The organism is Paenibacillus barengoltzii NBRC 101215 (genome assembly GCF_004000745.1).
Taxonomy (GTDB): domain Bacteria; phylum Bacillota; class Bacilli; order Paenibacillales; family Paenibacillaceae; genus Fontibacillus; species Fontibacillus barengoltzii.
The window spans coordinates 1-25,523 of sequence record NZ_BILV01000046.1 but is presented as its reverse complement, the minus strand read 5'-3'; the positions used below and the strand labels follow the sequence as shown (position 1 = coordinate 25,523).

Below are 25,523 nucleotides of genomic sequence, written 5' to 3'. Positions count from 1 at the left end.
AAGGGAGTGGGGACAGATGATTGAGCTCTGGGGCTGTTTGCTGATGCTGCTTGCAGCCTTCGTAACGGATTTAAGATCGATGAAAATTCCTAACGTGATTACGGTTACGGGCATTTTTACCGGACTGTCTTATCACCTGTTAACGGATGGGTGGAGAGGCGCTTGGTTCTCAGCGGCTGGGGCGGCCGTTGGATTTGGACTGATGTTTGTTCTGTATTTGCTTCGAGCTGTTGGTGGCGGCGATGTTAAGCTGTTTGCAGGAATTGGGGCCTGGACGGGAATGGCTTTAACTTTATCGACGATGATGTACTCGATTCTAGCCGCCGGCTGCATCGGTCTGATTCTTTTGATTTGGCGGCAGGAGACCGGGTATCGTCTGCGTCGGATCGCCAGCAGTCTCCTCGGGGCAGCGGTATTGCGCAGCCCAGCTCCAATCCAAGCGGTCGCCAAACAGCAACTGCAGTTTCCGTTTATGCTGGCTGTGGTACCGGGGGTACTACTGGCGATTTACTCTATGTAACGTATGGGGAGGGATGGAACATGCCGGAGTTGGTTACTGATTTTGTCCGGGACGGCGGTACCTACATGATCCTGCAGGCGAAGGAGGGGCTGAGGCCGGAAGATCTGAACCGGGTTCAACGGTCTATGCTGGCCGCGGTAAGTGTACCGAATTTGCTGCGGCTTGATATTCGCGAAATCGATTATCAAATCAGCCTGCATTATGATATCACCGGAAAAAGAATGCTCTCCCAGTGTCTTCGCAGCGACAAGATCAGTATGCCGGAGTTTTATGGTTTACTGCTCCAAGTGGTGGCTGTACTGGAGGACAGCAAGCGGTATATGCTGTCGCCATCCGGCTTCTTATTGGATGAGACACATATTTTTGTGGAGGAGCCGTTGTCCAGCGGGGCGATGCATTTTACCTATGTCCCTTGGAAGGAAGCGCCGCCCGGTCTCCCGTTGTCTCAGTCACTGCTATCGCTGATTACCCGGATGCTCACCTGCGTCTCCCGGGTTGAGGGGGATGGGATTCCGCAGTTGGTCCGGTTATGCGGAGATGAGCTTTTTTCGCTAGGGGAACTGAAAAAAATGCTGCTCCATTTATTGTTGGATGAACCGAGTGCCAAGTCCATGAGCGGTGAGAGGGTTGGAGAGAGAAAATCCATACTTAACGAGCCGCTGCCAAGAATGGTTCCTCGACCTGCAGTCTCATCCTCCCGTTCTGCCGTTGTTAAGGAATATGTTCCTACAGATATATCAACCACGACCCAATCGTCTAAATTGTCTGGGGCGACTGCCCATGATTCAACTGATGCAAATGCAATCAGAGAAACGTGGCCGGGTCTCGAGGATGAAGCAATGGCAGCAGGTGTGACGCGAATTAAACCAACCTACCTTGTCCTCGGGCTCCTTCTGGTCGATGCTTTGGGTTGGAAGTTCCTCTATCTCGATCGTCCTGGAACATTAGGGTTAGCGCTTGGCGCTTTGCTTACCGTACTGTTAGGGGTTACAGGGGTTGTGTTGTGGCGTAAGTTTTGCAGCAGTTCGATCAGCCAGGAAGAAGAGGCAGGCGATGTTCCGGAGGAATCTCTTGGGTCGCTCGGAACGTTACGTCCGTTGGGCTTCACGAACGAACGGGAATTTGACTCCTCTTTCTTTGGCGAACATGCCGAAGTGTCGGAACGTTCGGAGTCTGGGGGGAAGGTCACGATGGAGGCATTTGCTCCTCGGTCAGGCCTTCCAGACATGAGGGTGGAGCCCTCCGGTTCCGTCATGCCTGAGTCGGAATCCGAAGTGAGATTATCACCGCCTACGGTCCTGCTTAGTCGGTCTGCTCTGGCAGGCCAGGACAACCCGGCCCGTGAACGCATTCCGCGTTACTATTTGGAGCGGTACGAGTCTGACGGCGGAACGGCGGAGCGCATTCCCCTGACGCCGGGCAGTTTCGTGATTGGCCGCTCGGAAGACATAGCACAATATGTGGAGAATACATCCGGTGTCTCCCGTGCGCATGTGGAAATCTTAGTGACACCGCAGGGCTGTACCTTAAAGGATCTTGGCTCAACCAATGGGACTTACCTCAACGGAGAAAATGTGGCGCCTTATAAAGAATACCCTTTGCACAATGATGACGTGTTCATGTTGGCGGAAACGAGGTTTAAGTTTGGGGTGGAAGCAGACTAAACTCAAATTTGAAATGACCGTAGATTCTCACCGGAAAAGCGAGTATAATGAACGAGAATTATTCTCAATTACAAGGTACATACATAGTTTGCTGGAAAACTGATTAAAGGATGGTTCTCGACATGTCTGCATTAACCCAATCTTCTAAACCTCGCTTGCGCTCCCGCCCTTTGGCGGCAACGTTCATTCTGATCGGCGGCGCGGCGTTGCTGCTATTTGCGATCAGTCTCTCGATTTCCGTCGGGGCGGCGGACATTAAACTCGCGACCGTCTGGGATGCGTTGTTCCACTTTCAAGCGGAACAAACCCAGCATCAAATTATTGTGGAGCTGCGTCTCCCACGCGCTTTAGCCGCAGCTTTGATCGGGGCGGCGCTGGCGGTAGCCGGTGCGATCATGCAGGGGATGACCCGCAACCCGATGGCCGATTCGGGCTTGCTGGGGCTGAACTCCGGCGCGGGCTTGGCGCTGGCCATTTGCTTCGCATTGATGCCGGGCACCCCGTTCCTGCTGACGATGCTGTATTCGTTTATCGGGGCCGGTCTGGGTGCTGGGCTCGTCTTTGGCATTGGCTCCTTGACCAAAGGCGGCTTGTCCCCGGTTCGGCTGACCTTGGCCGGTGCCGCCGTCAGCATGCTGCTGACCGCGATCAGCGAAGGGATCGCTATCTATTTTAAGATCGGACAGGATCTTGCCTTCTGGTACGCTGGTGCGATTGCCGGGGCCAACTGGCTGCAAATCAAGATGGTATCGCCCTGGGTCTTCGCAGGTTTGCTATGCGCCTTGCTGCTGTCAAGATCGATAACCCTGCTGAGCCTTGGCGAAGAGGTAGCGACCGGTTTGGGGCAAAGAACCGGCTTAATCAAAGTGCTGGGCATGATCATCGTCTTGGTCCTTGCCGGAAGCGCCGTTTCGATCGTCGGCGCGATTGGTTTTGTAGGACTGATGGTACCGCACATCGCCCGTTTTCTCGTGGGCGTCGATTACCGCTGGGTGATCCCTTCCTCGGCGCTGCTTGGCAGCTTGCTGATGGTGTTTGCAGATATTTTGGCACGATTGGTTCATCCGCCGCATGAAACGCCAATCGGCGCGCTTATCGCTGTCATCGGGGTACCGTTCTTCCTCTACCTTGCCATGAAGCAGAAGGGGGGATTGGAATGAACCGGATCGAAGCTCCTTTACACTTGCGGCAGAAAGCCCGTAAAGCTTATATCGTCATGACCGTATTTGCGCTGCTGATTATCGCGGTGTTCATTTTTAGCATGAATACCGGTTATATCAGGCTGTCGCCAATGGATGTTTTTAAGACCTTAGTTGGGATGGGGACCGACAAACAAGAGCTGATCCTCTACGAATTCCGCTTGCCGCGAATTGTCATTTCCGTGCTGATCGGGATGGGGATGGCCGTAGCAGGTTGTATCTTCCAGGGGATATCCCGTAACCCGTTGGCGGATCCCGGCGTGCTGGGGATTAATGCTGGCGCGGGCCTTGCGGTCACGCTGTTTATTTCATTTTATCCGACGACGGCTAGTGCGCCCGTCTATTTAATGCCGGTCTTGGCGTTCCTCGGATCGGCTGGGGCAGCCACATTAATTTATGTGCTCTCGTTCAAAAAAAATTACGGGCTGCTCCCGATCCGGATGGTGCTGGTCGGGATCGCGGTCGCAGCCGGCATCAACGCGGCGATGATCGTGCTGCAGCTGCGACTGCGTCCGGAGAACTTCCAAATGCTGCAGATCTGGTTGGTCGGCAGCATCTGGGGGACGTCCTGGAAGTACGTGCTGGCGCTGTTGCCTTGGCTGATCGTATTGCTGCCCTATGTGTTCTCGAAGTCCCGCTCGCTGAACGTGCTGAACCTGGGGGATCAAACCGCTACAGGCCTTGGCACTTCGCTGGAGCGCTCCCGTTTGGGGCTGCTGGCGGCAGCTGTCGGTTTAACCGGCTCCTGCGTTGCGGTGGGCGGCGGCATCTCCTTCGTGGGGCTGATTGCACCGCACTTGGCCCGCCGACTGGTTGGGCCCAAGCATGAGTATTTGCTCCCGGCCTCTGCGCTGGCCGGCGGCTTGCTGGTGATCCTCGGCGACACGCTGGGCCGATGGGTGCTGCAGCCGGCCGAGATCCCAACGGGCATTGTGGTGGCCATCATCGGTGCACCGTATTTCTTGTACTTGTTATCGAAGTCTCGAATTTAATCGAGAGGCAAGATCACGAAAGGCCCGGAGAACTGGATATTCCAGTCTTCCGGGCCCTTTTTACTTCAAATCGGCGACGGCCGATTCCAGGTCAGGGAAATCGAAGGTGAATCCCGCAGCTAACAGCGCTTGGGGAACGACCTTCTGCCCTTCAAGCAGCAGCATGGACATCTCGCCTAATGCTGCTCGTAGCACCGATGCCGGGAGCGGCAGCCAGAAGGGACGGTGATGTACGCGGCAGACCGTCCGCCCGAATTCCTGGTTCGTCACCGGCTGTGGACTTACCGCGTTCACCGCCCCGTGAATGGACGGAAGGGCAGCGCAATAATCGATCAGCCTCACCATGTCCCGCAGGTGAATCCACGGGACCCACTGTTTGCCGCTGCCGAGGTTGCCTCCAACGCCAAGCAGATAGGGCAGACGCATCAAAGGGTAAGCCCCTCCGTTTCGCCCCAGCACGACTCCGGTCCGCAGCTTCACGAGGCGAACGCCATGGAACTCATAGTCCGCCGTCTCTTCCCAGGCTGCAGTTACCTCGGCGAGAAAATCGGGAGGCGGCGATGGGATTGCGGCTCTCTCGTCAAACGTTTCGGTGAACGAGGTGCCATAGATGCCGACCGCGGAGCCTTGTACAACGACTTCGGGCTTGCACTTCATCCGCGTGACGGCGCGTGCCGCCGCCCGGGTAGACTCCAGGCGGGATTCCAAGATCCGCCGTTTCGCCTGTTGCGACCAGCGCTGGCTTAGCGTAGCTCCGGCCAGATTGACGATCACGGAGGCGCCATCCAACAACGAGGAGGTGTGCTCAACCTCAGCCCATGTTACAGAGGTCAGCCTCTCATTCCTATAGGCGGTCTCTCGCAGCCAACGATTTCCCTTAACCGCTCCCCGCGTGACGACGATAACCTCCTGTCCAAGGTCCAGCCAATATTCAGCTAACGCCCGGCCGATAAACCCCGATCCCCCGAAAATGACCGCTTTCATTCGACGAATCCTCCTTCATGCAAAAACATCCAGCAACCTAGTCAAGACAAGGTGCCGGATGTGATTTTGCGGGGTAGACGTTACTTGTTCATTAAATGTTGGTAAGGGCGATAATCGATCTGATTCTTCTCCAAAAACTTGACGAGGAACTTGTTATCCCGTTTTGGCGTCGCGATGATATAACCTCGGATGCAGTGCTCCTGTGTAACCTCAGGGGCGTTCTCCTGCACCGCGATTTTACCGATCTCGGCAGCAATCGAATGCTTGGCGATATCCCGGAACGGCCCGGGAACCGGCTCAACCAACCGATCGAGGAACGACTTGGCCTCGTCGGTCCAGAGATGACGGCTCTTCTCCACCCAATAGTTCTGCCAGTCCAGCTTCGACATGCCGTCGGCCTTCGGGAGCACCTTCAGGAATTTGCGGAACATAAAATATCCGCCAATCGCCATCATGCCGAGCAGCACGAAGCCCCAAAACGCAATGCTGTTCATAAACCAGCGGTTAGGGCCTTGGGCGCTTAATATGTAACCGAACGTTTGCAGCACATTTATCACCTCAGAACGGATTTCGCTTTTCGCGAAAGATTCAGCTATTATGAAATAGTAGGAATTAAATCTTTTTAAATCGAAGATAATCAGCTAAATTATACCTTATTTCTTTATTTATTTCAGCATTCAAGCTAAAATAGGTTTGTTTAGCGATTTATTGTCCAAAAGGGGGAAAACACTTTGTTGAAAATTGGTTCCCATGTTTCGTTCTCGGACAAGGGTCTGCCCAGCGCTACGGCCGAGGCGGTAAGCTACGGCTCCAGCTCGTTCATGATATACACGGGGGCACCGCAAAACACGCGGCGTAAACCGATTGAATCGATGAATATTGAAGAAGGCAAAGCGGCGATGGAGCAAGCCGGAATCGGCGAAATCGTCGTCCATGCGCCTTATATTATCAACTTAGGTTCTTATAAATCGAACACCTATCAGCTGGCAGTTGATTTCCTGCAGGAGGAAATCCGCCGGACGCATGCGCTGGGTGTACGTAATATCGTGCTTCATCCCGGCGCTTTTACGGACAAGGATGCCGAGTACGGGGTGAACCGCATTGCTGAGGGATTAAACGAAGTTCTAAACGGCACGAACGAAACGGATGTGTGCATTGCCCTGGAAACGATGGCCGGCAAAGGCACCGAGGTTGGCCGGAGCTTCGAAGAGATTGCGCAGATCATTGATAAAGTTCAACACAATGAGCGGTTAACGATCTGCCTCGATACCTGCCATATCCATGACGCGGGGTACGATATTGTCAATGATTTGGACGGGGTATTGAAGAAGTTCGATGACACGATTGGACTTAAGCGGATTGAAGTCGTGCATATCAATGACAGCAAAAATCCGGTAGGCGCGGCCAAAGACCGCCATACGCCGATCGGCTCCGGCTGGATCGGATTCGAAGCGATCAACCGCGTTGTGCACCATGAGGCGCTGCAAGGCCGGCCGTTCATTCTGGAGACACCTTGGGTTGGGAAGGATGCGAAGACGCAACGCCCGATGTACGAGGTTGAAATCGCTCTGCTGCGCGGAAACGTTGCCGAACGGTTTGGCGATGGCTTCCTGAACGATGTGGAGCGGTTGGCTGACTTCTTCGCCAAGCAGGACATCCATTCGCGTTCCTATGTGTTAGACACGTGGAATTTGCTCAAAAATGACGCCAAAGCGAAAAAAGCGGACCCGCGTGAACCGATGGAGCGCCTGTACGACCTCACCGTCGAAGCCAGCTTGTTCCCGGATTTGACGGAAGAACAGATCAACCATCGCCTGGTGGCCTGGTTCGCCAGCGGTAAATAAGATATAGATAACACAAGAAGCAAGGGGATCAGAAGAACAATGGATACACATGTCAAAACGGGCGGACAACCCGTGAAGCCTCATGAAAGCAATCGCGCGCGCATGTTGATTTCCTGTCCGGACGGACCAGGGATCGTTGCGGCCGTATCCCGCTTCCTGTATGAGCATGGAGCGAATATCGTGCAATCGGACCAATATACGATGGACCCCGAGGGCGGGATGTTTTTTATGCGGATCGAGTTTGATTTGGACGGATTGGACGGGCGGATCGACGCGCTCAAGAGCGATTTTGAAGCGATCGCTTCACAGTTTAAGATGCAATGGAACATCTATCAGCTCAGCCGCAAGAAGAAGCTGGCCATCTTCGTATCGAAGGAGGATCATTGCCTCGTTGAGCTGCTCTGGCAGTGGCAGGCCGGCGACCTGGACGCTGAAATCTCCATGGTGGTGAGCAACCATCCGGATATGAAGGAGTACGTCGAGTCGTTTGGGATTCCGTATTACCATATCCCCGTAACGCCGGAAACCAAACACGAAGCGGAGCAAAAGCAACTTGAGATCGTTGGCGGCAAAGTTGACCTGATCGTGTTGGCAAGATACATGCAAATTCTCTCTCCGGCCTTGATCGAGCCGTATCGCAATCGTCTCATCAATATCCATCATTCGTTCTTGCCCGCATTTGTCGGCGGGAAACCGTATGCCCAAGCGTATCAGCGCGGGGTGAAGATCATTGGTGCGACTGCGCACTACGTGACCGAGGAGCTGGACGGCGGGCCAATCATTGAGCAAGACGTGCAGCGTGTCAGCCACCGGGACGATGTCAGCGAGCTGAAACGCATCGGCCGCACCATCGAACGGGTTGTGTTGGCTCGGGCAGTGAAATGGCATATCGAAGACCGAATTTTGGTGCATCAAAACAAAACGGTAGTGTTTAACTAACTCGCTGTGCAATTTCCACCAAAAATGAAGCTGGCCACCCAGACGAATCGTCAGGGTGGCCGGTTTTTTTGGGCAATGATTAGGCTCCCCGGTAGGCAATCCCGTCGACCCGAGAAATACTCAGTCACCGGCAGCAACGGCGGATGAGTAACTATAGAACATACGTTCCTGCGCCGCAATGACTTTTTTGAAAATCAGCCGGCATCATCACAAAAAATATCATTCGTGTAAGAAGGTTTGGGAATAATGGAATAATGGTATGGAAAAGGCGAGAAGGAAGTGCTACAATAGATAAAGTCAAAATGATTTTTTCAAAATGATTGTTTTGTAATTGCAGCGTTAAAGTTTCATGAGTTTCAAGACTTTTTTCATCATTAAGGAGGAAACACGAATGCCACTTACAGACAACAATTCGATCGACAATCTCTCGATCACCACAATTCGTACGCTGGCGATCGACGCGATCGAAAAAGCGAAATCCGGTCATCCGGGCATGCCGATGGGCTCTGCTCCGATGGGTTATCAATTGTTCGCCAAAACGATGGTCCACAATCCAGATGAACCAACCTGGATCAACCGCGACCGTTTTGTTTTGTCCGCTGGTCATGGTTCCATGCTGCTGTACAGCTTGCTGCACCTGTGCGGTTATGACCTTCCGATGGAAGAAATCAAGCAGTTCCGTCAATGGGGCAGCAAAACGCCAGGCCATCCAGAGTATGGTCACACTGCCGGCGTTGATGCAACCACCGGTCCGCTGGGCCAAGGTTTGGCGATGGCCGTGGGGATGGCGCTTGCCGAAACGCAACTGGCCGCGACCTACAATAAAGGCGATCTGAAAGTCATCGACCACTATACGTACGGCATCTGCGGCGACGGCGACTTGATGGAAGGCGTAGCCAGCGAAGCTGCATCGCTTGCCGGTCACCTGAAGCTGGGCAAGTTGATCTTCCTGTATGACTCCAACGATATCTCGCTGGACGGTAAGCTGAACCTCAGCTTCTCGGAAAATGTACGTCAACGCTTTGAAGCTTACGGCTGGCAAACGCTGCGCGTCGAAGACGGCAACGATCTGGCTGCAATCGAAGCAGCGATTGAAGAAGCTAAACGCGATACCGAACGCCCAACGCTGATCGAAGTGAAGACGATCATCGGCTACGGCAGCCCGAACAAGCAAGGGAAAGGCGGCCACGGCGGTACGCACGGATCTCCGCTGGGACCTGAAGAAGCGAAGCTGACGAAAGAAAACTATAAATGGGTTTACGAAGAAGATTTCTATGTGCCGCAAGAAGTGCGCGAGCATTTTGCTAAAGTCAAAGAACGCGGTATCGCGGCATATCAAGCTTGGCAAGAAACGTTCAAGCAATATAAAGCACAATATCCAGAGCTGGCGGCTCAATTCGAGCGCGCGATTGCGGGCGACCTGCCATCCGGCTGGGATGCGAAGCTGCCGAAATACAGCCCGTCGGACAAAGCCGTTTCGACTCGCGTTGCATCCGGTAACGCACTGAACGGACTGGCTCCGAACGTGCCTCAGCTGCTGGGCGGCTCCGCTGACCTGGAAAGCTCGACGATGACGCATCTGAACGACCTGGCAATGTATACGCCGGAAACCCGCGACGGCCGCAACCTGTACTTCGGCGTACGCGAGTTCGGCATGGCTGCAGCGATGAACGGGATCATGCTGCACGGCGGTTTGAAAGTATTCGGCGGTACGTTCTTCGTGTTCACTGACTACCTGCGTCCAGCTGTACGTTTGTCCGCTCTGATGAAGCTGCCGGTAACTTACGTGCTGACGCATGACAGTATCGCGGTTGGCGAAGACGGCCCAACGCATGAGCCGATCGAACAATTGGCTTCCCTGCGCATCATCCCTGGCTTGACGGTCATCCGTCCGGCAGACGCAAACGAAACGTCCGCAGCATGGGCTTATGCCGTAGAAAATAAAGCGAATCCGGTAGCTCTGGTGCTGACGCGTCAAAACTTGCCGATCCTGGAAAGCACGGCGGAAAAAGCACGCGAAGGCGTGAAACGCGGCGGCTACGTTGTATCCGATGCGAAGGACGGCAAGCCGGTGGCTCAGATCATCGCGACAGGCTCTGAAGTTCAACTGGCCGTCAAAGCGCAAGCAGCCTTGGCTGAAGAAGGCATCCATGTTCGCGTCATCAGCTTGCCAAGCTGGGATCTGTTTGACAAGCAAGATCAAGCTTACAAGGACTCCGTCATCCTGCCGGATGTCAAAGCCCGCGTAGCTGTAGAAATGGCACATCCGTTTGGATGGGAACGTTTCGTCGGCGAGAAAGGCTCGGTCATCGGCATCGACAAGTTCGGGGCATCCGCGCCTGGCGACAAAGTGATTGCAGAGTACGGCTTTACGGTTGAGAATGTCGTGAGCCATGTGAAAGCTCAATTGAAATAATGGACGTGTAAGTTCACCAAGCCAGGTTAAGGCCGGCTTGGTGAACGACCTCTTATTAGGGGATGGAAGGGAGAGGGGAACGTGACCCAGCAACTGCAAAATGTGACTGTAGATAAGCAAGCTAACATATATTTCGACGGCAAAGTCACGAGCCGGACCGTATGGCTTCCTGACGGAAACAAACTGACGCTGGGGATCATGCTCCCCGGCGAGTATGAATTCGGCACGGATTCGCTGGAAGTGATGGACATTTTGTCCGGGGACCTGAAGGTACTGCTTCCAGGCGAAACGCTGTGGCGCGAAATTAGCGGGCGTGGAACGTTCACCGTTCCCGCCAAGTCTTCCTTCAAGCTGGAGGTGCGCAGCGTGACGGATTACTGCTGCTCTTACGGAGCGGGAGCCGAGGCGTAAGCCCCTTTGGCAGGATAACAACCAAAAAGGCAGGTATCAGCGAAAGAATTGCATCGCTGAACCTGCCTTTATGTTCCTCTTCTGTTCGAACCGGCTGTTGATTATTCGCCGATTTGCTTGCCGATCCAGGCTTCATACACTTTGACGATGGAGGAGAGATCCTCATCGCCGAAGCCTTGGGTTTGCCCCGCTTGGAACAGGCTCTTGGCCAGATTCAGCATCGGGGCCGGGATGCCGGAGCCGTCGGTTAACGAAGATGCGAGCTTCAAATCTTTGAGCATCAACGCCAGCGAGAACTGATTCGTAAAATCATGTTCGATGATTTTGCGGCCTTTCAGTTCGGCGGCTTTACTGCCGGCGGAGCCCAACTGCACGAGCTCCAGGAATCGGTCGGCTGGCAGACCGGACTTGGCCGCGATGGCAAAGCCTTCGGCCAGCGCCAGGTTGTTGATGCCAACGATCGTGTTATGGGCCAGCTTGGCGACGGCGCCGCTGCCGTTGTCGCCCATGTGCAGCACTTTTTTGCCCATCGTATCGAATAGATCCATTACTTGCGCCAGTGTTTCCGCTGAGCCGCCGACCATAAAGACGAGCGTGCCGTCGATGGCGGCCGGAGAGCTCCCGGTGACCGGGGCGTCAAGGAACGAACTGCCAAGTGCAGCAATCTGCTTAGCCAGACGTTGGACGAGCGCTGGTGAGATGGTGGAGCAGTCGATGACCGTGGTTCCTGATCGAATTCCGGCTAAGACACCGTTATCCCCTTCGTAGACTTCGATAATGGAATCATCATTGCTGACCATCGTAATGACAACGTCCGCTCCAGCGGCAGCTTCCTTTGGTGAAGCAGCTACAGTAGCACCCAATTCGGTTAACGGCGCCGCTTTAGAGGCGGTCCGGTTATATACAGTTACAGGATAACCTGCGCGAAGCAGGTTCGAAGCCATCGGTGCACCCATCGTCCCGAGGCCGATAAATCCGATTGATTTCAAGTTCGTCACCAACTTCCTATAAGAATTGAACATCATTTAATTATTTTAGCACGGGTTGTGGAAACCTGTATATTGTGCCCTTGTCATAGCTGGGAAATTACAGTATCCTAGGTTTAAGTTATTTGAGGCGGCGTTCAGCCGGATATATTTACCAGATTGCAGCTACCAGCAGATATTGAACGTTTCCTCTTGGATAGGGCCAGCTTGATAAATATGAGAAAGAGGAGAGTATCAGCAATGTCCAAAAAAGTGACTTTTGACTACAGCAACGCCCTGCAATTTGTTGGGCAACATGAGATCGATTATTTCGCCGAGCCTGTTCGTGTCGCTCATGAGCAATTACATAATGGCACCGGAGCAGGTTCCGACTTCTTGGGTTGGATCAATCTGCCGACCGATTATGATAAAGAAGAATTCGCTCGTATCCAGAAGGCAGCCGCCAAAATCCAAAGCGATTCCGACGTTCTGATCGTCATCGGGATCGGCGGCTCTTACTTGGGGGCGCGCGCCGCAATCGAATCGCTGTCCCATTCGTTCTATAACCTCTTGCCGAAGGACAAGCGTAAGACGCCGGAAATTTATTTTGCCGGAAACAACATCAGCTCCACTTACGTAAATCACTTGCTTGAACTGATCGAAGGCAAGGATTTCTCCGTGAACGTTATCTCCAAATCGGGGACAACTACGGAGCCTGCGATTGCTTTCCGTATTTTCCGTGCAGCCTTGGAGAAGAAGTACGGCAAGGAAGAAGCGCGTAAACGCATTTACGCGACGACCGACAAAGCAAGAGGCGCGCTGAAGAAGCTGGCTACCGAAGAAGGTTACGAAACCTTTGTCATTCCGGACGATGTTGGCGGACGTTATTCCGTATTAACTGCGGTTGGCCTGTTGCCGATTGCGACGGCAGGTATTAATATTGAAGAAATGATGCAAGGGGCTGCCGATGCACAGAAGGAATTCAGCAACCCGAACTTGGCTGAGAACATGAGCTATCAATATGCAGCTGTCCGGAACGCGCTGTACCGGAAAGGGAAAGTTACAGAAATTCTTGTAAACTACGAGCCTTCCCTCCACTATGTATCGGAATGGTGGAAGCAGCTGTATGGTGAAAGTGAAGGTAAGGACTACAAAGGGATTTATCCGGCATCGGTTGATTTCTCCACCGACTTGCACTCCATGGGTCAATTTATCCAAGAGGGCAACCGGAATATCTTTGAAACGGTCATCCAAGTAACCGAGGTGCCTAGCCACATCACGATTGAATCCGATCCTGCGGATTTGGACGGCTTGAACTTCCTGGCTGGCAAAACGCTGGACTTCGTGAACAAGAAGGCGTTCCAAGGTACGCTGCTGGCGCATACAGACGGTCAAGTTCCGAACTTGGTTGTGAATGTGCCGGATTTGACGCCGTACTCCTTTGGTTACCTGGTGTACTTCTTTGAAAAAGCCTGCGGTATCAGCGGATACCTGCTTGGCGTCAATCCGTTCGACCAACCGGGCGTCGAAGCGTATAAGAAGAACATGTTTGCGCTCCTTGGCAAACCGGGGTACGAGAAGGAAAAGGCTGAACTCGAAGCACGTCTTTCCAAGTAATCTACGTCATTTCGATTAAATGTTTATCAGCGCCAGAAGCAGTTCACCGGCAAGTTCCGGAGGAGCTGCTTCTTGGCACATTCATAAGGATGGTCTCATATGCTAGAAAAGTACAAGACGGTCAGGCAATCCGGAGAGAAGGAAATCGTCATCAAGAAATCAAGGTTCATCGGACATGTGAAGCCGGTGGAAACCGAAGCTGAAGCAATCCAGTTTATCGAGGAAATCAAGAAGAAACACTGGAACGCGACACACAACTGTTCCGCTTATATGATTGGGGAACGGGACGAGATCCAGAAGCAATCCGACGACGGAGAGCCAAGTGGTACGGCCGGCAAGCCGATTTTGGAGGTGATCAAAAACCAGGGCCTCAAGAACGTTGCAATCGTCGTAACCCGGTATTTTGGCGGGATCATGCTAGGGGCGGGCGGCCTTATCCGTGCATACACTGACGGAGCTGTCGCAGCGCTTGAAGCAGGTGAAGTCATTACCCGCGTATTACACCAAGAAGTGTTTGTTGAGCTGGATTACACCTGGCTGGGCAAAGTGGAAAATGAACTGCGTAACCGCGGCATTCGTACGGGAGAGACGGAGTTCGCGGATAAGGTGACATTATGCTGTCTGCCGCTTCATCCGGAGGCAAACGCCTTCATGGATTGGATGACCGATTTGACGGGCGGTCAGGCCGTGATGACGGAAGGTGACAAGGTTTATTTTATTGAAGGGGAATAATGCCTATGGCAAGAAGAGCAGTTGATCAGGAGTTGTCGAGAGAAAGAATTATGGAAGCGGCCCGTCATTTGTTCATTACCAAAGGGTACCGCGGAATATCCATGAGGAGCATCGGTCAGCATTTGGGATACAGCCACGGCTCGCTATATTATCACTTCAAGGAAAAGGCCGAATTATTTTACGCCATCGTTGTAAAAGATTTCGAGTCGCTTACCCACCTGTGCGAGCAAGTGACAAAACGCCCCCCAGCTGAAGGGCTGACCAAAGCGGAGCAGCTGATGCTGGAATTTATTAAATTTGGCTTGGAGCATCCGCACCAATACGAAATCATGTTTATGCTCAGGGATGAGGAAATCCTAGCATACTGTCGCAACGAACAAGCTAAATGTTTTAATATGTTCGAGTCGCTCATTCGCAGTTTTCTGCAGGAAGAGAAGCATCCGCTGGAGAAGCATCCGTCTCTTCCGCTCAGTATGTTTTTGGGTATGCATGGATTTATCTCTTACTACATCCAAGATCGACTGACCTTTGAAGAGATTAAGCCGGCTGCTGTCGCCCACGTAAAGTTATTAAGCCACAGCGTTTACCGTGTAACGTCATAAGGCGTTTTTGTTTTCACTTCGCACTTTATCCAATTACACCAGTATAGCATCAATACTTTATAACACTAATTGACAAAACCGGCAATCCGAGTTGAAGTTCATCGGGAAATGCCGGTTTTGCGTTTGGGATTTGGCGAAAAAAGCCGTATATTCCGCTGTGGGGGTACTTTTTTTCAGATTGACGAAATGCCTGGGCTTTGGTAATCTATTCTTAACATTAATCCAAGTAAATTTATCAGAATTCAACGAATGATAAAACGGATTTGGGCAGCATTGGGATGAACGGCAGCAACTTGACTTGGGCTTTCGATATTGGAAAGGATGTGGGGTTTGGCATGCATGTAGAAGTGCGGAACTTAAATAAGCATTTTGGCAGCTTCCATGCCGTTCGAGATGTGAGTTTTGGCATCAAGAAGGGGCAACTCATCGGCTTGCTGGGGCCGAGCGGCGGCGGTAAAACGTCCATTCTTCGCATGCTCGCGGGTTTGGAGCAGCCGGATGAAGGGGAGATCCTGTTCCATGGACAGCGGGTGAATGAGTTAAAGCCGCAGGATCGCGGAATCGGCTTCGTATTCCAGAGTTATGCCCTCTTTAAGCATATGACCGTATTCGATAATATCGCTTTTGGGTTGCAGGTGAAGAAAGTCCCGAAGGCAGAAATACGGGAGCGGGTGATGGAGCTGGTTCAGCTGACCGGGCTGAGCGGATTCGAGAACCGCTACCCGCATCAGCTATCCGGCGGGCAGCGACAACGGGTTGCTTTTGCCCGGGCCTTGGCGCCGCAGCCGCAGCTCTTGCTGCTGGACGAACCGTTTGCGGCGATCGATGCGAAGATCCGTCAGGAACTGAGGTCGTGGCTGCGTGAGCTGATCGAGCAGGTGGGCATCACCTCCATCTTCGTTACCCATGACCAAGATGAAGCGATTGAAGTTGCTGATGAGATTATGATCATTAACCAAGGCCAGCTGGAGCAGAAAGGGACGCCTTGGGATATTTATAAAGAGCCGCAGACCCCATTTGTCGCCTCGTTTATTGGCCAATCCACGCTGGTGGAGCGTGCCGCCGATCTGAAGGGCTTCGAGGAAGAATGCGGAGGGCCGGCGACCAAAGCGTTGATTCGTCCAGAGTACATTGAAGTGGGGAACGAGCATGAGTTTACGTTGCTCTCCGCAACCGCCCCGGGTGTGGTGAAGCATCTCCACTTCCGCGGCAGCGAATGGCTGGTGGAGGTCGAGGTGGGCGGACATACACTGACAACCTTCCGTTCCCTGGAGAAGGAAACGTTGAAGGCCGGACAAGAAGTACGCGTGTTGGTGCACCGCGCTTATCTGTTTGACGACGAACGGAGCTGGATTCTGGAAAATCCGTTGAAGCGCGAACCGCTCAGCGTGATCATTTAAACCTAAAGGGCTGTATCAAGGAAAGCGTCTGCGGCTTTCCACGATACAGCCCTTTAGTTGTTATTTCATACCGGAAATCGAATAGTTTTCGATAATATGTTTTTGGAAGATGATGAAGATGATGATGATCGGAACGACCATAAATGCGGAGCCCGCCATCTGCAAGGCGTAATCGCCTCCGTACTGGCCCTTAAGCAACTGCAGGCCAACCGACAAGGTATACAGGCTCTCGTCGTTCGCGATGATCAGCGGCCAGAGGAAGCTGTTCCAACCGGCGATAAAGGTCAGGATGCCTTGAACCGCCAGGATTGACTTGGAAATCGGCAAAGCGATCTGTACGAAAATGCGGAATTCGCCAGCGCCGTCCAGACGGGTAGCCTCCATCAGCTCGTCGGGAATCGTCGACATGAACTGGCGGAACAAGAAGATGCCGAAGGCTCCGACTAAGCCCGGTAGTACAATCCCAACCATGGTGTTAGTTAAGCCCATCATGTTCAGGATCAGATAGACCGGAATCATCGTGACCTGTCCGGGAATCATCATGGTGGCCAAGACGAGATAGAACAGACCATCCCGCCCCTTAAACTTATACTTCGCGAAAGCAAAGCCGGCCATGGCGTTCAGGAACAGGCCCAGGAAGGAGAAGACAACAATGATTAACGTATTTCGCAAATAGACGCCAAACCGCATGTTCTCAAACAGTTCTTGGAAGTTTTCCAGCGTGAACTGGTGGGGCCATAGGGTAGGCGGGATTTGCGCTACTTCGCTTTCCGGTTTAAATGACGACAGGATCATCCAGACGAATGGCAGCAGCATCAGCAGGCCCATCACACCGAGCAGAATTCCGACCAGCCATTGCAGCGCTTTATCGCCCGAGGTTCTGGTTTGCATATGTGTACACCTCCCGGGATGACATCAGACATCCGCTTCCTTGTTTTGAAATTTGAATTGAATCAGCGTGATTAGGATAATCGCGAAGAACAGAATAAAGGAGCCTGCTGCAGCATATCCAAATTTGCTGAATTGAAAGCCGTTGTTATAAATAAACAAAGCTACGGAGATCGTGCCATCCAGCGGACCGCCTTTGGTCATGACAAAAGGTTCCTCGAAGAACTGCAGCCAACCAATCATCGTGGTGATGGACACAAAGAAGATGGCGAAGCGCAGCAGCGGAATCGTAATCGACCAGGTCTGCCGCCAGTTGCTGGCCCCGTCGATTTGCGCCGCTTCATAATACGTTTTCGAGATACCTTTGATCGCAGCGATGAAAATAATCATATTTAAGCCAATTGCCCGCCATACGGCCAGGATAATCAGCGAGATTTTCGCCATGACCGGATCTTGCAGCCAAGGGACAGACCCGAACCCCAGCGAGTTCAAAATATAGTTGAGCAGTCCCAGCGACGGGTTGTACAGGTAGCTCCATACGACGGCTACCGCCACGACGTTGGTAACCGACGGCATATAGAAGATGACCCGAAATGCTTTGAAAATACGGGCTTTACCGAAGTTGATCAGCAAGGCGATCAACAGGGAAATGATGATAACGAGCGGTACGCCGATAATAACGTAAAATAACGTGTTAAAAATGGATTTTCGAAACGAAGGGTCCAGCAGCACTTCCTTATAATTATCGAAACCAACAAAGCTGATGTTGGAGAGGTCGGCCAACCCGGCTAAATCCATGTCGGTGAAGCTGATCACCAGGGCAATGGCGATCGGAAGCAGCGAAAAGAGCGCCAGCAAAATCAAGGTCGGCGCAATGAACAGGTAGGGTGCATTTTTTTGCGATAAGCCTTTCATCTCGGATCACTTCCTTTATTCAGCGCGTCTAAGCTAACGTCACCACCTCTGCCCGCCGGGGAGCCGGAGCTGCCGGCGGGCTGGAGGCGGTATGGTAAAGCTTTCGCTTACTTACTGAGGATTTTCTCAGCTTCGGCGTTGAAGGCGTCCATTTCTTTTTGGACATCCGCGCCGCCGCGAACGATACGTTCAAAGCTCTTCAAGTAGGTTTGAGCAATTTGCTCCCAAGTGGTGAGCAGCGGCATCGGTTCGGAATGCTCCAGCTGCTCTTGCAGCGCCTGATAGTTCGGATCGTCTTTGAGGGACGGATCTTCCCAAGCTTTCAAGTTGGTCGGCAGCGATTTGGTCAGCTGCATCCACTTGATTTGCGTTTCCGGCTTGCTCATGTATTGAATGAACTTCAAAGCTTCGTCCTGATGTTTCGTATATTGGAATACCGACAGATCGGAGCCGCCCAGCGCGGAAATATTGTTCTTCTTCGCCGGCAGCGGAGCCACCGCCCATTTGCCTTCCAAATCCGGTGCTTGCGTCTTGATGGAGTTAATCATCCAAGGGCCGCTGATGAACATCGGAACAACGCCCTCGCCGCTAAGCCCTTGTACCGGGTCCAATCCGAGGTCAATCGGCGCGGATCCGTCCTTAAAGAATCCGTTCAGATATTCCACAGCTTCAACGAACTCCGGCTGGTTAAACAGCGGCTTGTTCTGTTCGTCGAGCAGCTTGGAGCCGTTCTGGCGGGCGAACATAAACGCCAGCGATTGCTCGTTCATATCGATGCTGATCCCGTATTTCCCTTTGCCGCGGTCAGCCAGCTTCTTCGCTGCATCGCGAAGTTCATCCCATGTTTTTGGCGGTTGGTCATAGCCCACTTCCTTCAACAGGTCAGTCCGGTAGAAGAGGACGCGGGTTTCGGTATACCACGGAATCCCCACGATTTTACCGTCATATTTGGTCGTGTTTACGGCGCCCGAATAAAATTGATCCTCTTTAAACTCAGGATACTTGTCCACCACCGAAGTCAGATCCATCAGCGCGCCGGCATTCGCAAACTCCGGAATCCAGGTTGTCCCCATTTGGATGACGTCCGGACCTTTCTTCGAAGCGACTGCGGTCAGCAGCTTGTCATGTGCATTGGACCAAGGCAGGGCTTGAACATCCACCTTAATGTTGGGGTTCTCCTTCATGAAGTCATCCGCGATTTGCGGCAGCGATTTCGCTTCGTCGCCCATCGCCCATACGCTAATTTGCACTTGTTTGTCGCCGCCGTTTGCGGCCCCATTCCCGCCATTCGCAGCATTATCTTTCGATCCGCAGCCAGCAAGAAGGCTAGCGAGCACCAGTGAGCTGGTAATGAGGGTAGTTGCTGTTTTTTTCCACATAAGGATCGTCCTTTCTGAAAATAATAGCTGTAAGTAATATGAGACATTATTTAACTTTTTTATGCAGAACAGATGAGCCGGCCTTGAGGACAGCAACACCTCCTTCTCAAGTATCGAAATGAGTCCCCTTGAATTAACAAAGTTGATGTCGCCAGTTGCGCGACCATAAACCGGTGAAACGTTTCGATTTCGAAAAATATAAACCCGGTTCCTAGAAAACCAGAACCAAGTGAAACGTTTCGACTAATTATAAAACAGATTGTAATCGTATTCAATATCTTTTTTTCGGATCATTACCTGATGCTCAGTTTGTTAAAACGACTTTATTGAAACGTTTCTATAAATTATGAAATCGCCTTCTATGAAAATTGACGGATTTTTTGATTCGATATATAATCCAACTATTCCAATAATCGAAACGTTTCACCGATATGCTATTAACCATAATCTTTATACCGAAAAAGGTGGGGAACCCATGACACAACAACCCATAGAGAATTACCTGAAGCAGATGACCCTGGAGGAGAAGGTTGACCAGTTGCTGCAGCTTGCCGTCCCTTTCTTTGAAGGAGCTCAGACGGAAGGGGAAATCACAGGTCCGATGCAGGAACTGGGCGTAACCGAGGAGACGGTGCGAAACACAGGCTCGGTTCTTGGATTATCCGGGGCGCAGGAAGCAATCAACGTGCAGCAGGCGCATTTGAAGAAGAACCGTTTAGGTATTCCACTATTGATGATGGCCGATATCGTTCATGGCTTTAAAACGATCTTCCCCGTACCGCTGGCCATCGGCTGTTCTTGGGATTTGTCTCTAGCGGAGCGAAGCGCTGAGATTGCTGCGAGAGAAGCCGCCGTGTCAGGGGTTCATGTTACGTTTGCCCCGATGGTCGACCTGGTGCGCGATCCCCGGTGGGGGCGAGTCATGGAATCGACGGGCGAAGATCCATACCTCAACAGCGAATTTGCTCGGGCATTTGTCCGCGGCTTCCAAGGACGCGATTTGCGGAGCGATACCAGCCGGGTGGCTGCCTGCGTGAAGCATTTCGCCGCTTATGGTGCGGCTGAAGGCGGACGGGATTATAACACCGTCGATATGTCGGAACGGCAGCTCCGCGAGACTTATCTGCCGGCTTACAAGGCCGCGTTGGAAGAGGGCTGCGAAATGGTCATGGCGTCGTTTAATACGGTGGATGGCATTCCGGCAACCGGTAATCGGCGCTTGTTACGTCAGCTGCTTCGCGAGGAATGGGGCTTTGACGGCGTGATTATCTCGGATTGGGGCGCAGTCAAGGAATTGATCCCGCACGGAGCTGCAGCTGACGAGAAGGAAGCGGCCCGCCGCTCAATCGAAGCGGGCATCGACATCGAGATGATGACCACCTGTTATATGAAGCACTTGACGGAGCTGGTGAAGACCGGGGTGGTTGAGGAAAAGCGGATTGATGAAGCTGTGCTGCGGATCCTGCAACTTAAAGAGAAGCTGGGGCTGTTTGACAATCCTTATCGCGGTGCAGATCCGAAGCGGGAAGCGGAGATCGTCTTCTGTGACGAACACCGGGCCGCTGCCCGCGAGCTGGCAACCAAATCCTGCGTTCTGCTCAAAAACGACGGCGTGCTGCCGCTGCGGCGGGATCAGTCCATCGCGTTGATTGGTCCGTTTGCGCAAAGCGGCGACATTCTTGGGCCGTGGTCCTGGCAGGGGTCGACGGAAGCGGCGGTTCGGCTCTATGACGGCCTCGTCGCGAAGGCAGGCGCAAGCCGCATCGTTGTAGCAGAGGGATGCGGTATCGAGGAAGGCGATGAGCGCCAGCTTGAGGAAGCGGTGGCTGCAGCGGCTCGCGCCGATGTGATCGTGCTGGCCTTAGGCGAAAGCTCGGAAATGAGCGGTGAGGCAGGAAGCCGGGGAGATATCCGGCTGCCGCAGGTGCAGCTGGCGCTGATCGAGCGCCTGGCTGAGTTGGGCAAACCGATGGCGGCGGTGTTGTTTAACGGCCGGCCGCTGGATCTTCACGGCGTAGCGGATCGCGCCCATGCCGTGCTGGAAGCGTGGTTCCCGGGCAGCGAAGGCGGCCACGCGATCGCCGACCTATTGTATGGAGACGTACAGCCGTCGGGACGGTTGTCGATGTCTTTTCCCTATGCTGCAGGGCAAATTCCTGTGTACTACAACCATTTCAACACCGGACGTCCGAAGGGAGCGCCAGATGCTCAGATCAGATACGTTTCGCAATATTTGGACATGCCAAACGAGCCTCTATTCCCGTTTGGATTCGGTCTTAGCTACACCACATTTGAATATGGCGAGCCGGAACTTTCGACAACGGTGATGACACCTAAGCAGCCGCTAACCATCAAGGTGAAGGTGACGAATACCGGATCGGCAGCTGCTGAGGAAACCGTACAACTCTATATCCGCGATATCGCGGGGGACGTGGTTCGACCGGTCAAGGAGCTGAAGGGATTTCGCAAAATCTTGTTGCAGCCCGGGGAAACGCAGGAAGTCACTTTTGACATCAACGAGGCGCAGCTGCGATATCATCACAGCGATTTGACTTACAGCAGCGATGCGGGCGAGTTTATTGCCTTTGTAGGTCCCAACAGCCGAGATGCTGCCGGCGTGCGATTTATTTTGCAAAAATAGAAATCATCATAAGGATCAAAGGAGTGGAAAGGATGACGACAGCAACGGAGGCGAGGAAAGTTCTTCGTGCGGGGGACTTGACCTTTACGTTATGGAACAGCGGCGATCTGTACGAAATGAAATATCGGGACATCCTGATGAATCAGCTGTTATCCGGCCCGGTGGAAGGATCGATGAACAATCTGTATTTACGGCTGCATCATCCCGAAGGGATTCGGGCCATTCCCTTACTCGGCATTCGCTCGAACAGTCGGCTGAGCTTTGGAGCGGATCGTGCGGTTTGGAAAGGGGAAGTCGAAGGGATTCAGTACGAGGTCGTTTTGAGACTCGATTCCCGGGGAATTTGGTTCTGGGATGTTCGGTTGGAGGGGCAAACCACGGTTGAGGTCGATGTGGTTTATGGCCAAGATATCGGGCTTGCCGAACCGGGAGCGGTGCGAAGTAATGAAGCGTATATGTCACAATACATTGACCATACCGTCTTTCAACATGAACGGCGAGGGGCGGTCATCTGCTCGCGGCAAAACCAGCCGCAGCGCGGGAAATTCCCATATCTGCAGCAAGGGGCGCTGACTGGAGCAACGGGATTTTCGACCGATGGCTTTCAATTTTTTGGGTTGTCCTATAAGGAGACGGATCACCCCGAAGCGCTGACGTGCAAGGAACTGGCGAATGAAGTATATCAATATGAATTTGCGTACGCAGCGCTTCAAACAGGTCGTCAGGTGCTGAATGGGCAAGCGCGGGTTGTCTTCTACGGGCTGGTGCGGGAGGATCATCCGGAAGCGATCGAGACGTTGGAATTCGAGGAGTTGATTGAAGATGCGTGGCGCGAATTAGAGGCCGCTCCTGGAAATGCGGTTGAGGCTGCAGCTTCCGTAGCCTTGGCGAAGGAAATTGGTGAGCCGTTGTCGGGTTTACCGATGGACGACGCCGAAATCGAGGCTGCGTTCCCGCATCGTCAGCACGAGGAGCGGGATGGCGGGCAGCTGCTGTCCTTCTTTACGGATACGCACGAGCATGTCGTTTTGAAGGCCAAAGAACTTCGAGTCGAGCGTCCGCACGGCATCATCTTGATGTCCGGCGGGAACGACCGGGTGGGCGGCGAAGTGCTCACCACAACTTCGTACATGTACGGCGTCTTTAATTCCCAAGTCGTCGTGGGCAACACCTCGTTCCACAAGTGGGTATCCAACGTACGTAACGCGCTGAACGTATCCAAAGCGTCCGGGCAACGGATCTATGTGGACGTGGACGGAGTGTATCGGCTGCTGACGATGCCGTCGATGTTTGAGATGGGCTTTAACTATGCCCGTTGGACCTATAAACTAGCGGACGATACAATCGTGATCACCAACTATACCGCAACGAATTCCCCGGAACTTGCGTTAAACGTCGTATCTAAAAACGGCCGAGCGTACCGTTATTTGGTGACAAACCAAATCGTTATGAATGATTTGGAGTTCCAACGTTCTTTTCTCATGGAGCAAAAAGAATCGGTGCTGACGTTCCGGGCCGACCGCGAAGCGCTGTCTGCTTCCGTATATCCGGACCTAGCTTACCGGATGCACGTGTCGGGAACAGGCTTTAACGTATATGATGAACGCCGGCTGGCTCCGGGTGCCGCGCCGGGCAGCTCGTCACTGGTGGTGTTGGAAACAGAGCCTAGCAGCCATTGGACACTGACGGTGCAAGGGCTGCTGCACGGCGGGGAATCGCAGCCAGCGATTCAGGAAGTCCAGGAAGAAAGCGTTCGGTATCGTGCGTTTTTGAGCCGAGTGATGAACGGTTTCCGGTTATCGCTGGAGGAAGCGTCCGCACCTGCAGCTCAGGAGCTGCAAAAGCTTAATACGCTGGCCTGGTGGTATACGCACAATATGCTCGTTCATTTCTCGGTGCCTCACGGGCTGGAGCAATACGGCGGGGCGGCTTGGGGAACCCGTGATGTGTGCCAGGGGCCGGCGGAATATTTTTTGGCGACGCAAAAATACGAGGTGGTCAAGGACATCCTGAAGACGGTGTATGCTCACCAATATGAGGACGATGGCAATTGGCCGCAATGGTTTATGTTTGATCGGTACTTCCGGATTCAGCAAGAGGAGAGCCACGGCGACATCATCGTTTGGCCGCTGAAGGTGCTAAGTGATTATTTGACGGCGACCGGGGACTATGGACTGCTGGATGAAAAGGTTCCGTATACGGTCAAAGGAAGCTTTGAACCGTCTGCTGCATCGGCGACGATCCGCGAGCATGCGAAGAAGGAAATTGGCTATATCCGCAGCCATTTCTTGCATGACACCTACTTGTCTTCCTACGGCGACGGGGATTGGGATGATACGCTGCAACCGGCGAACGCCCAGCTCAAGCGCTTTATGAGCAGCAGCTGGACGGTGGCGTTAACGTACCAGACGTTCCGTCAGTTGGCGGAGGCGCTGTCGGAAGAGGAACCGAGTTGGGTGGAGGAACTTGCGGAGCTGGCGGAGGGCATCAAGCGTGATTTTAACAAGTATATGCTGAGCACCGAAGTAATCCCGGGCTTCGTCTATATGGAACAACCGGGCCAAGCCGAACTAATGCTGCATCCATCGGATACGAAAACGGGAATTCATTACCGCCTGCTGCCGATGACTCGCAGCATGATCGCCGAGTTGCTTACCTCGGAACAGGCGGAAGCCCATTACGGCGTGATTAGAGAGAAGCTGTACCATCCGGATGGCGTACGGTTGATGGATCGGCCGGCCAAGTACCGAGGCGGTGTAAGCACGCACTTCAAGCGGGCGGAGCAGGCGTCCAACTTCGGGCGTGAGATCGGACTGCAGTACGTCCATGCCCATATCCGCTTCATCGAAGCGATGGCGAAGCTGGGCAAAGCCGAGGAAGCGTGGACCGGATTGCACAAGATTAACCCGGTGGGGCTGAAGGATGTCGTGCCAAATGCGGAGCTGCGGCAAAGCAACGTCTACTTCAGCAGTTCGGACGGTAAATTCGCCACCCGTTACGAGGCGGAGGAGCGGTTTGATGAGCTGCGGAGCGGGAAGGTGCCGGTGAAAGGCGGCTGGCGAATCTATTCCAGCGGCCCCGGAATCTATATGAACCAGCTGATCTCCAACTGCCTAGGCATTCGAGTGCGAGGGGAGGACCTAATCATCGACCCTGTGCTGCCGCCGCATTTAGATGGACTGCGGTTTGAATTTGCGTGGATGGGCATCCCCACCACGTTCATCTACCACCTGAAAGGCCAAGGCCGCGTGGTGCGGATCAACGGCCAAGAGATCCCGGTCCGGGAGAACCCGGGCTTTTACCGGAGCGGCGGCGTTCGGATCGGCCGGCAGGATTTTGCGGCGTTCGGGTCGAATGATCATAACGTCGTTGAAATTTGGATGTAAGCTGAATTCAAGATTCGACGTCGAGTTTG

20 protein-coding genes are annotated in these 25,523 nt (G+C 53.2%); 14 read left to right on the top strand and 6 right to left on the bottom strand.

Annotated elements, in window-relative coordinates:
- The first annotated feature begins 16 nt into the window (after nt 1–16).
- From PBA01S_RS13575 to PBA01S_RS13560, 4 genes are all read left to right on the top strand, one after another.
- A complete protein-coding gene (locus PBA01S_RS13575; RefSeq protein WP_127576182.1) occupies nt 17–520 on the top strand; it encodes an A24 family peptidase in 504 nt (167 codons plus the stop codon).
- Nucleotides 521–540: 20 nt separating this feature from the next.
- Nucleotides 541–2,184, top strand: a complete 1,644-nt coding sequence (locus PBA01S_RS13570; protein WP_127576181.1) for a DUF6382 and FHA domain-containing protein — start codon at nt 541–543, stop codon at nt 2,182–2,184.
- A 122-nt stretch (nt 2,185–2,306) separates the two neighbouring features.
- Complete coding sequence (locus PBA01S_RS13565) at nt 2,307–3,344, top strand: FecCD family ABC transporter permease (protein WP_254899754.1); 1,038 nt, start codon at nt 2,307–2,309, stop codon at nt 3,342–3,344.
- Nucleotides 3,341–4,375: a FecCD family ABC transporter permease gene (locus PBA01S_RS13560; protein ID WP_028539743.1), complete on the top strand. Its 1,035-nt coding sequence runs from the start codon at nt 3,341–3,343 to the stop codon at nt 4,373–4,375. Before PBA01S_RS13565 ends, PBA01S_RS13560 begins: the two co-directional genes overlap by 4 nt.
- Before the next feature lie 60 nt (nt 4,376–4,435).
- Here the strand turns inward: PBA01S_RS13560 and PBA01S_RS13555 are convergent, their stop codons facing one another.
- Nucleotides 4,436–5,359 (bottom strand): TIGR01777 family oxidoreductase, encoded by a 924-nt coding sequence (locus PBA01S_RS13555; RefSeq protein ID WP_127576180.1) that lies wholly within the window; start codon nt 5,357–5,359, stop codon nt 4,436–4,438.
- An 80-nt stretch (nt 5,360–5,439) separates the two neighbouring features.
- Nucleotides 5,440–5,853 (bottom strand): DUF2621 domain-containing protein, encoded by a 414-nt coding sequence (locus PBA01S_RS13550; protein WP_217808300.1) that lies wholly within the window; start codon nt 5,851–5,853, stop codon nt 5,440–5,442.
- Between the two features lie 237 nt (nt 5,854–6,090).
- Between PBA01S_RS13550 and PBA01S_RS13545 the strand changes: the two genes are divergently transcribed.
- The 4 genes from PBA01S_RS13545 to ppnP all read left to right on the top strand — a co-directional run bounded on the left by PBA01S_RS13545 (nt 6,091) and on the right by ppnP (nt 10,969).
- Nucleotides 6,091–7,203: a deoxyribonuclease IV gene (locus tag PBA01S_RS13545; RefSeq protein WP_016313086.1), complete on the top strand. Its 1,113-nt coding sequence runs from the start codon at nt 6,091–6,093 to the stop codon at nt 7,201–7,203.
- 39 nt (nt 7,204–7,242) lie between these two features.
- Nucleotides 7,243–8,142 carry a formyltetrahydrofolate deformylase gene (gene purU, locus PBA01S_RS13540; protein WP_016313085.1) on the top strand — a complete coding sequence of 300 codons (900 nt, stop codon included), beginning with the start codon at nt 7,243–7,245 and terminating at the stop codon, nt 8,140–8,142.
- A 391-nt stretch (nt 8,143–8,533) separates the two neighbouring features.
- A complete protein-coding gene (gene tkt / locus PBA01S_RS13535; protein WP_016313084.1) occupies nt 8,534–10,558 on the top strand; it encodes a transketolase in 2,025 nt (674 codons plus the stop codon).
- Between the two features lie 81 nt (nt 10,559–10,639).
- Complete coding sequence (ppnP, locus tag PBA01S_RS13530) at nt 10,640–10,969, top strand: pyrimidine/purine nucleoside phosphorylase (protein ID WP_016313083.1); 330 nt, start codon at nt 10,640–10,642, stop codon at nt 10,967–10,969.
- Between the two features lie 101 nt (nt 10,970–11,070).
- On the opposite strand, the gene PBA01S_RS13525 is transcribed toward ppnP, so the two are convergent.
- Nucleotides 11,071–11,958 (bottom strand): NAD(P)-dependent oxidoreductase, encoded by an 888-nt coding sequence (locus PBA01S_RS13525; protein WP_028539739.1) that lies wholly within the window; start codon nt 11,956–11,958, stop codon nt 11,071–11,073.
- Nucleotides 11,959–12,195: 237 nt separating this feature from the next.
- On the opposite strand from PBA01S_RS13525, the gene PBA01S_RS13520 reads away from it, so the two are divergent.
- The 4 genes from PBA01S_RS13520 to PBA01S_RS13505 all read left to right on the top strand — a co-directional run bounded on the left by PBA01S_RS13520 (nt 12,196) and on the right by PBA01S_RS13505 (nt 16,285).
- Nucleotides 12,196–13,551: a glucose-6-phosphate isomerase gene (locus PBA01S_RS13520; protein WP_016313081.1), complete on the top strand. Its 1,356-nt coding sequence runs from the start codon at nt 12,196–12,198 to the stop codon at nt 13,549–13,551.
- A 99-nt stretch (nt 13,552–13,650) separates the two neighbouring features.
- Nucleotides 13,651–14,283: a YigZ family protein gene (locus tag PBA01S_RS13515; protein WP_085170038.1), complete on the top strand. Its 633-nt coding sequence runs from the start codon at nt 13,651–13,653 to the stop codon at nt 14,281–14,283.
- Nucleotides 14,284–14,288: 5 nt separating this feature from the next.
- Entirely contained in the window at nt 14,289–14,885 is a 597-nt protein-coding gene (locus PBA01S_RS13510; protein ID WP_127576179.1) for a TetR/AcrR family transcriptional regulator, read from the top strand.
- 335 nt (nt 14,886–15,220) lie between these two features.
- Nucleotides 15,221–16,285 carry a sulfate/molybdate ABC transporter ATP-binding protein gene (locus PBA01S_RS13505; protein WP_085170046.1) on the top strand — a complete coding sequence of 355 codons (1,065 nt, stop codon included), beginning with the start codon at nt 15,221–15,223 and terminating at the stop codon, nt 16,283–16,285.
- Between the two features lie 60 nt (nt 16,286–16,345).
- On the opposite strand, the gene PBA01S_RS13500 is transcribed toward PBA01S_RS13505, so the two are convergent.
- The 3 genes from PBA01S_RS13500 to PBA01S_RS13490 all read right to left on the bottom strand — a co-directional run bounded on the left by PBA01S_RS13500 (nt 16,346) and on the right by PBA01S_RS13490 (nt 19,467).
- A complete protein-coding gene (locus tag PBA01S_RS13500) occupies nt 16,346–17,176 on the bottom strand; it encodes a carbohydrate ABC transporter permease (protein ID WP_127576178.1) in 831 nt (276 codons plus the stop codon).
- 24 nt (nt 17,177–17,200) lie between these two features.
- Nucleotides 17,201–18,088 (bottom strand): carbohydrate ABC transporter permease, encoded by an 888-nt coding sequence (locus tag PBA01S_RS13495; protein WP_127576177.1) that lies wholly within the window; start codon nt 18,086–18,088, stop codon nt 17,201–17,203.
- 107 nt (nt 18,089–18,195) lie between these two features.
- Entirely contained in the window at nt 18,196–19,467 is a 1,272-nt protein-coding gene (locus PBA01S_RS13490; RefSeq protein WP_127576176.1) for a sugar ABC transporter substrate-binding protein, read from the bottom strand.
- A gap of 475 nt (nt 19,468–19,942) precedes the next feature.
- Between PBA01S_RS13490 and PBA01S_RS13485 the strand changes: the two genes are divergently transcribed.
- Entirely contained in the window at nt 19,943–22,108 is a 2,166-nt protein-coding gene (locus tag PBA01S_RS13485; protein ID WP_028539734.1) for a glycoside hydrolase family 3 N-terminal domain-containing protein, read from the top strand.
- Nucleotides 22,109–22,140: 32 nt separating this feature from the next.
- Nucleotides 22,141–25,494, top strand: a complete 3,354-nt coding sequence (locus PBA01S_RS13480; RefSeq protein ID WP_127576175.1) for a GH36-type glycosyl hydrolase domain-containing protein — start codon at nt 22,141–22,143, stop codon at nt 25,492–25,494.
- The last annotated feature ends 29 nt before the right edge of the window (nt 25,495–25,523 follow it).

Excerpts from the sequence above, each read along its gene's own strand:
- PBA01S_RS13520 (WP_016313081.1), top strand. The coding sequence starts at position 12,196 with ATGTCCAAAAAAGTGACTTTTGACTACAGCAACGCCCTGCAATTTGTT.
- PBA01S_RS13500 (WP_127576178.1), bottom strand. The coding sequence starts at position 17,176 with ATGCAAACCAGAACCTCGGGCGATAAAGCGCTGCAATGGCTGGTCGGA.
- PBA01S_RS13570 (WP_127576181.1), top strand. The coding sequence starts at position 541 with ATGCCGGAGTTGGTTACTGATTTTGTCCGGGACGGCGGTACCTACATG.
- PBA01S_RS13515 (WP_085170038.1), top strand. The coding sequence starts at position 13,651 with ATGCTAGAAAAGTACAAGACGGTCAGGCAATCCGGAGAGAAGGAAATC.
- PBA01S_RS13495 (WP_127576177.1), bottom strand. The coding sequence starts at position 18,088 with ATGAAAGGCTTATCGCAAAAAAATGCACCCTACCTGTTCATTGCGCCG.
- PBA01S_RS13565 (WP_254899754.1), top strand. The coding sequence starts at position 2,307 with ATGTCTGCATTAACCCAATCTTCTAAACCTCGCTTGCGCTCCCGCCCT.
- PBA01S_RS13575 (WP_127576182.1), top strand. The coding sequence starts at position 17 with ATGATTGAGCTCTGGGGCTGTTTGCTGATGCTGCTTGCAGCCTTCGTA.
- purU (WP_016313085.1), top strand. The coding sequence starts at position 7,243 with ATGGATACACATGTCAAAACGGGCGGACAACCCGTGAAGCCTCATGAA.
- tkt (WP_016313084.1), top strand. The coding sequence starts at position 8,534 with ATGCCACTTACAGACAACAATTCGATCGACAATCTCTCGATCACCACA.
- PBA01S_RS13480 (WP_127576175.1), top strand. The coding sequence starts at position 22,141 with ATGACGACAGCAACGGAGGCGAGGAAAGTTCTTCGTGCGGGGGACTTG.
- PBA01S_RS13510 (WP_127576179.1), top strand. The coding sequence starts at position 14,289 with ATGGCAAGAAGAGCAGTTGATCAGGAGTTGTCGAGAGAAAGAATTATG.
- PBA01S_RS13505 (WP_085170046.1), top strand. The coding sequence starts at position 15,221 with ATGCATGTAGAAGTGCGGAACTTAAATAAGCATTTTGGCAGCTTCCAT.
- PBA01S_RS13485 (WP_028539734.1), top strand. The coding sequence starts at position 19,943 with ATGACACAACAACCCATAGAGAATTACCTGAAGCAGATGACCCTGGAG.
- PBA01S_RS13555 (WP_127576180.1), bottom strand. The coding sequence starts at position 5,359 with ATGAAAGCGGTCATTTTCGGGGGATCGGGGTTTATCGGCCGGGCGTTA.
- PBA01S_RS13560 (WP_028539743.1), top strand. The coding sequence starts at position 3,341 with ATGAACCGGATCGAAGCTCCTTTACACTTGCGGCAGAAAGCCCGTAAA.
- PBA01S_RS13490 (WP_127576176.1), bottom strand. The coding sequence starts at position 19,467 with ATGTGGAAAAAAACAGCAACTACCCTCATTACCAGCTCACTGGTGCTC.
- PBA01S_RS13550 (WP_217808300.1), bottom strand. The coding sequence starts at position 5,853 with ATGAACAGCATTGCGTTTTGGGGCTTCGTGCTGCTCGGCATGATGGCG.